A 7,175-nucleotide genomic window follows, 5' to 3' on the forward strand; every position below is an offset into this window, starting at 1 on the left:
CCATGCTATTAATAACCTGTTATCATACTGAGGAAGCTTTTTATTAGCAAATTTAATCCCCATTCACATAATTCTCAAATTTAAGACCATCATTCCAGAAGTCTGATTTTCAAGCTATAATAGTTGATAGGACATTTTTTAGGCTACCCCGTTTTATGAAAACCTCAGGATTTACAATTATTGAACTTTTAATTGTTGTGGTAGTCATAGGAATTCTTGCTACCATCGCCGTTCCTGCTTATCAGGATTACACGATCAGATCGCGCGTGACTGAAGGTTTAAATTTGGCCAGTGCCGCCAAACTCGCTGTATCGGATACAACGCAGGTTAAAAATGGGGTGCTCCCGGTTGACAATAACGCGGCAGGTTACTCGCCTCCAGCGGCCACTCCGTCTGTTTCGTCAATTAACATCGCCAATGGTCTGATTACTATTGCCTATACCGCTTTAGCAGGCAATGGCACGATTATACTGACTCCCACTGTACAGTCCGCAGGTGAAATTACCTGGGATTGCAGAGGAGGTACTCTTCTCGATAAATACCGCCCCCCCATTTGCCGCGGAGGCAGCAGCGTGGCTCAGGGTGGAAGCGGCTCTGGAAGCTCTGGCTCTGGCAGTTCTGGAAATAGCGGCGTTGGCCCAGGAAATAGTAACGGCGCCGGTAATAGTGAAAACTCAAACTATAATCAGAATCCTGGCAACAATGGCAACAATGGCAACAATGGCAACAATGGCAACAATGGCAACAATGGCAACAATGGCAATAATGGCAATAATGGCAATAATGGCAATAATGGCAATGGCGTTAACAATGCCAATGAAAATGCCAGTTTTAATGAAAACACTAATGATAACTCAGGTAACTAGACCCGTCTCAAGACAAGCAAGGAGGTTTGAATGAGAAAGCTCGGTTTATTAGCAGGTCTTTTATTTGCGACAGGAATCTATGCCGCTGACGGGATCCCGGAAGTGCAGATTCAGGATCAGGATGCCGATCAGAGTCTTTGTGTACAAAAAATCCTGCAAAATTGCATTAGCAAGTGTGACAGTGCCGGTGATAAGGATTGCGTGCAGCTTTGCAATGAAAATGCGAAAAATGAGTGCCGCCAGGCTGGTGAATAGCAATCTAATTAACCCGCTATTATGCCATAAGTATCTACACATCCTGAAAAAACAGTCTCCTCCTCTCCTCTACGTCCGTCGCTTATCCGAGGGATCCTCCTCCGCCCACGTGACACGGCTTGTCCGGGGCATCCTCACTTCTATCCTTTGAGTAATCTGGATCACCCGAACAAGTCGGGTGACGTAGGAGGGAAGTCGGGTGACGTAGGAGGTAAGTCGGGTGACATAGGAGGCAAGTCGGGTGACGTAGGAGGGAAGTCGGGCGACGTAGGAGGCAAGTCGGGTGACGTAGGAGGTAAGTCGGGCGACGTAGGAGGCAAGTCGGGTGACGTAGGAGGCAAGTCGGGTGACGTAGGAGGCAAGTCGGGTGACGTAGGCAAGTCGGAAGACGTAGGCGAAGAGGAGGACGCAGGGCCTCTTTGTCATTGTAGAAATCTCACACTCCACAAACACTGGTATTAATCCCCACTTGTCCCATAACCGCTCTAACCAGATTCGTATCCTTTCCAAGATCGTTTGCAGAGTAAATTACCCCACAGGCTGCCTGTGTAAAATCCGTATTGGCTGTCCAGTAATGGCTATTAGCCTGAATCATCAAATGATAGGCGTCTCTGATTGGTATTTCCTGTGACAATAGGAAAAAAGCCTTGTTAAAAATGCCGCTGGCAGTATGAACAAGGTAGCTTTGCCTTTCCAATGGATTGGGAATCTGCTTTTGAGCCGATGCAAGTAATTCCGAGTAGCTGATGCGGCAACTGGCCCCATTTTGCATGGCAACCGACCGATCCAGACAATCCGCGGAACTTCCATCCTCGGAAGGATTATCCATGAATCTAAGAGCCTTACCGTAAGAATCACGCACCACTGTTTCCCCAATTCCCCAGGTTATCTCACCGTTATTGGCATACACTCTGCTATATAATTGCGGGTAAGTCGCGAGAAGATAAGCACGAGCAGCCTGTCCCGCCATATCTGACATGGATTCATTTAAAGCACCTGACTCATCATGATATTCAAGCCCTGCATGTTGTTCCGTAAAGCCGTGGGTCACTTCATGACCTGCAATGTCCAGGGAAACCAAAGGATAAAACTCATCGCCATCACCAAATGACATGGTTTCTCCATCCCAGAAGGCATTATCATAACTTTTGCCAAAATGAACCCGCATAATTAAGGTCATCGGGCTGCCATCCGCCTGCTGCAAGGCGGGCACACTGTACCAATTTTTATACATATCTACAATCATATGCCCAAAATAGTAGGCATCGTTCCGAGTTCCGTAAGCACCATTGGTCGACTCTTCCTGGTTATCGCCACAAAGATATTGAAACGGACGCAGATTAGTATTATTCCAGTCCCATTTTGAATTTAGGTCAACCAGACGCACGACACTATCATCCATAATGCAGCGCTCACCCTGTTGCGCCACTTCCAGACCAGGCAACCCGTCTTTACCATACCAATATTCCTGAACTTTACTATTCCCTCCCGCGCCGGTATCGGTGTAATTCTTAAGATTATTCCATTGGCTGATGATATTGCCGCGATGAGCATCGATCAGATAGACTGGCTGAGCAGGCTGCTTCTCTGCATTTAAAGTATTAAAACGGGTTAAGTAGACAAGCTTTGGTTCATTATTATCGCTAATCCTTATCTGCAACTCGATTTTTTCCTGCTGAATTTCAGCGCCTGGATTAGAACCAAGATATTCCTTTTTAGCCAGTTCGAGCGCATTGCTTCTACTGATGGAAGCTTGTACATCCAGCTCGATATCTTCAATAAGCTGGCCATTTACCTGTGCTTGCTGACCCATGCGAACTGAGGAGGAATTGCTGCCAATAACGATGGCTTGCCCGCCAATAACCGGCACGCCTTTGTAGTATTGCTGATATCGACTGACAGTATTCTTTTTTTCAATGGACTCAGTGATTATTTTAAGCTCATCGATAGAGGGCGAAGCGGCATTGACAGCCCGTTTATTTTTAAACTGCTTTTCCAGTTTAAATTGGCCCAGACTGGATAAAGGGGCATGATATAAGTTTTTCACTTCAGCAGCGCTAACACCTAAGGGAATTGAGAGCGAAGAAATTACAAGCAATCGTTTAAACATTTGTAGCCCCTGTACTTTCCAAAGACACTACCTTATCAAATCCAGGCTAATTTGCAAATAAAATAATCAGTTTTTCAGTTCCAATTTCCCGCTCATAACCACCCCATGAATCGCGGTCTGATCGCAGCAATAAATGAGAGTGGATAGACGATTCTGTCGGCTGGTTGATTCAAGCCGCGGATGCTTATTATCAATAATCAGACAATCCAGAAATGAACCCTCACTCAGGAAATCATATCCCCAAGCCCCTTTCGCCAGTTGACCTCCTTTGAGCACCTGGTTGAATACTATATTGCCGCTATTACCTGCTTTACCCAGGCAAATCAAATTTCGTTTTCTGGCTAGTAAACGTTGCCCGTAGTCTAGCCAGCGCAACTCCTCAAAAGGCGAAAGACCAATATGGCTGTCTGTGCCGATTGAGAAGCGGCCCTGATGTTCAAGATAGGAAATTAAAGGAAAGTGACCATCTCCGAGATTGCCTTCCGTTGAAGGACACAGGACGACATTCGCTCCACTTGCAGCGAGCTCTTCTACTTCATGCGGCACAAGATGAGTAGCATGCACCAGATTATAATGCTGATTTACTGCCACTGAATTTAATAACCATTCAACAGGTCTTAGTCCGAGAACCTGCATACATTGCTCAACTTCCCCCGTCTGCTCGGCAATGTGCATATGAACAGGAACAGATTGATCGATGGATTGACAGAGCTCAATAATTTGCTCAGGAGAAACAGCTCGAATTGAATGAATACCTACGCCAATGTTCGCTTTCGAATAATGGCTGCAGGCGGCTTTTGAAGCCTCGTATAAGTTCCAGTAATCATTCAGACTTTTGGATATAAACCGCCTCTGCTCGGGTTTGGCTGGATTTTTTAAATCATATTGCTGATATAAAACCGGAACCAAAGTAATTGCGATGCCAGCCTGTTGTGCGGCAGAGACGAGGCGCTCACCCATTTCCGCGAGATTTCCGTAAGGCTTTCCATCCTTATCATGATGAAGATAATGAAACTCCACGACCGCCGTATAACCCTGTTGGACTAACTCTCGGTAGAGCCGAAAAGCAACTTCTTCCATTTTATCAGGAGTCATCTCCAAAGCACTGCGATACATTGCCTCTCGCCAGGTCCAAAAGTCATCGCTTTGAGCTTCTTCGGATAGGAATTCGGCAGTTCCGGCCATTGAATACTGAAAGGCATGGGAATGCGCGTTAACAAAGCCTGGGATAGCCCAACCCTTTATTTCCTCTACCTTCACAGATTCATAAGCAATGGCCGAGGTTTTAAGGATTTTTCCCTCGCCATCGAGGTAAACATAATAATTATCGAGCCAATCATTTCCATCGTACAGGCTTTCAAACTTTAAGAGACGCATTGTGATTCCCTGGACAGCTAAATTGATTCATTAAACTGTGGAATCATCAATTAATCAATGGTCTTTTGCAATTTCATTATAGGAATAGTTGGGCTACACTTGAAGTACAACACTATTGGCTAATACCGGATACCCCGCCGGAGTAGATAGATATTTACAGCCCTGTGGCTTGTCCCATAGGTATCTACCCATCCCCGCTACGCCCTGCGGCTTGTCCGCAGGGTCCAGTGTTTCTCTATGAGATTCCTGGATCCCTCGGACAAGCCGAGGGACGTAGGTGTGCACAAGCCGAGGGACGTAGGTGTGCACAAGCCAAGGGACGTAGTTGTACACAAGCCGAGGGTCGTAGAAACAAGGGGCAGAGGCAGATTGTACTTTCTGAGATGTGTTAGTACCTTTGGGCGGGAACAACAGGATACTTATGAACTTTCATGAGTTGTCTACAACGATTTTATTAATTTCCAGTCTTCTTCTGGCGGTGAGCTTTTACAACTTTATTCTGAAAAAATTCGTGAAAGAGATTAATCATCACAAACTCTTATTTACCTCCGGAGTTTTTATTTTTTTTAGTGTCCTGTTTGCATTTGAAAGTACAATTACCAATTGGGTCAATCATAAAGACACTCAATATTTTATTAAAATCGTATTGGAATGTTTATGGTGGTTTTCACTATTTTTCATCGTCAATCAGATAATCCATATTTTTATCTGGAAACGATTATTAAGGCAGTCAGGCATATTAATTCCCAAAATTTTTAAAGACCTGGTTTCCCTTCTCTTTCTAATCCTCACCGTAGCCGCCATTGTCCATTTTGTGTTTGCAAAATCAGTTTTTGGTATTTTTACCGCATCAGGCGTTATGGCTATTATTCTGGGTTATTCCGCTCAAGCTACTTTAAGCGATGTCTTTGCCGGTATCGGATTGAATACAACCAAGCAATTCAGTGAGGGGGACTGGATTGTGGTCTATGGTGAAATGCAGACGCTTACCGGGAAAATCATTGATGTCAATTGGCGCTTTGTTAATTTACTGAATATTGAAGGGAATATTTTATCGATTCCAAACTCAGTGATCTCCCAGCTATTTATTGAAAACCTGTCTCAACCGCATGGTATCAACAAGCAATCGCTAACCATCTCAATCCGTCAGCCCCTATCACCATCTCGATTTAAAAATATTCTGGTTGAAACTGCCCTTCAGTCTTCCAAAGTGCGCAATGAACCCAAGCCCCATGCGGCACTCATCGAGTGTAGCCAGGATACAAGCACCTACCATCTTGAATACTCCACCTCGGAAGTCAATCCAATCCTCATTAAAGATGAAATCTATTCAGCGCTCTGGTATCGATGTCTTCGTGAAAATATCCTGTTAACCGGTCATGAAATGCCGGAGAGGCCTGTGCTTACCCATGATGCCATCAGTAATTTTTTACGAAAAATTGATTTATTTCATTTTTTGAAAGAAGAGGAAATACAACTCCTCACCGAGCATTCTCGCTACGGACTCTACGGCCCCCCAGAACGCCTGTTAATTGAAGGGGAACACAATCACTCTCTTTTTATCGTGTACAGCGGCTCCGCTTCTCTTTATATTAATAGCCAGACGGAAAAACCCGTGTTTTTTGAAGCCTATGAAACAGGGGATTATTTTGGCGAAATATCAATGCTCACCGGAGCACCCTGTCGAGGTTCTCTCTTTATAGAAGAAGAAAGCATCATTATTGAAGTCACCCACAGCAATATCGCCAAGCTATTTAAGCAAAGACCCGAGCTCATGGAAAAAATGAGCGCGGTGGTGGTAAAAGGCGTCAAAGCTATTGAAAATCTGCGCCATGCCCAAATTCCGGTTGAAGGAACGGACAGGCACAGTCTGTTAGAAAGTTTGCTGGCCCATGTGCGCTATTTTTTCAAACATTAGGTCCGGAAGGCGGACACTCCGTTAGTAACCATTCGTCATGAGGATCCGGTTCTTTTTCTTCCTGAAAAAAGCTGCAACAAAGCTTGTCAATAAACGAGGGTTTGGATTTCGTCAGATACTCTCTTTTTCTTCTAAGCGCTTCCATGTCTTTTTCAGAAACCCGTTTGGGTGGATTTTCCGGGGGACATTTTGCATAGTCAAACACAAAAAAATCCGCTGCGCATTTTGAGTTTTTGACTACGAAATCGAGGACTTCCTGAGCGCTTGGCTCAAAATAACCTCCAAGTGTGGCCGCTTCCACCTGATGCATGGGATCATATTTAACTTCTTCTTTAAAATACTTGGCTAACTCGTTCTTATCATAGATATAGTTGATTGGCTTGCCTCGGAGACAAACAGGATTTTTGGCAAGATCCCATAATAATGGGCACTCAAGCCATCGGCTATCAATATTGAGAGCTTCAAGAATATTGGAGAGAATTTCCAGCGTTGTAGCAGCATTGGGTTCAACCACCACCACTCCAAGAGGAACAGTGGATAAATCATATAGCCTTTTTCCTTCATCACCCTGTAAATAAACAAAGCTCACGGCAAATCATCCTTATTTTTTTCAACGATTATAAAAGGAATGATTAATTCTAGTCAATTA

At 44.5% G+C, this 7,175-nt stretch carries 5 protein-coding genes and 1 pseudogene; 3 read left to right on the forward strand and 3 right to left on the reverse strand.

Annotated elements, in window-relative coordinates; translation table 11 throughout:
* Positions 1 to 155: 155 nt before the first annotated feature.
* Positions 156 to 560: pseudogene (locus DYH61_RS15990) on the forward strand (pilin); the annotation flags it as partial.
* A gap of 336 nt (positions 561 to 896) precedes the next feature.
* The gene (locus tag DYH61_RS09425; RefSeq protein ID WP_058508815.1) at positions 897 to 1,121 is read left to right on the forward strand and encodes a hypothetical protein; all 225 of its coding nucleotides are present in this window, start codon (positions 897 to 899) and stop codon (positions 1,119 to 1,121) included.
* 436 nt (positions 1,122 to 1,557) lie between these two features.
* Here the strand turns inward: DYH61_RS09425 and DYH61_RS09435 are convergent, their stop codons facing one another.
* A complete protein-coding gene (locus tag DYH61_RS09435) occupies positions 1,558 to 3,231 on the reverse strand; it encodes a M4 family metallopeptidase (RefSeq protein ID WP_058508813.1) in 1,674 nt (557 codons plus the stop codon).
* 66 nt (positions 3,232 to 3,297) lie between these two features.
* Positions 3,298 to 4,608, reverse strand: a complete 1,311-nt coding sequence (hutF, locus tag DYH61_RS09440) for a formimidoylglutamate deiminase (protein WP_065236188.1) — start codon at positions 4,606 to 4,608, stop codon at positions 3,298 to 3,300.
* A gap of 421 nt (positions 4,609 to 5,029) precedes the next feature.
* Between hutF and DYH61_RS09445 the strand changes: the two genes are divergently transcribed.
* Positions 5,030 to 6,526 carry a mechanosensitive ion channel family protein gene (locus DYH61_RS09445; RefSeq protein WP_058508812.1) on the forward strand — a complete coding sequence of 499 codons (1,497 nt, stop codon included), beginning with the start codon at positions 5,030 to 5,032 and terminating at the stop codon, positions 6,524 to 6,526.
* On the opposite strand, the gene DYH61_RS09450 is transcribed toward DYH61_RS09445, so the two are convergent.
* Positions 6,516 to 7,115, reverse strand: coding sequence for a hypothetical protein (locus DYH61_RS09450; protein ID WP_058508811.1), 600 nt, complete (start codon positions 7,113 to 7,115; stop codon positions 6,516 to 6,518). The genes DYH61_RS09445 and DYH61_RS09450 overlap by 11 nt on opposite strands.
* Between the last annotated feature and the right edge of the window lie 60 nt (positions 7,116 to 7,175).

The sequence above is a fragment of the Legionella quinlivanii genome (assembly GCF_900461555.1).
GTDB lineage: Bacteria > Pseudomonadota > Gammaproteobacteria > Legionellales > Legionellaceae > Legionella_C > Legionella_C quinlivanii.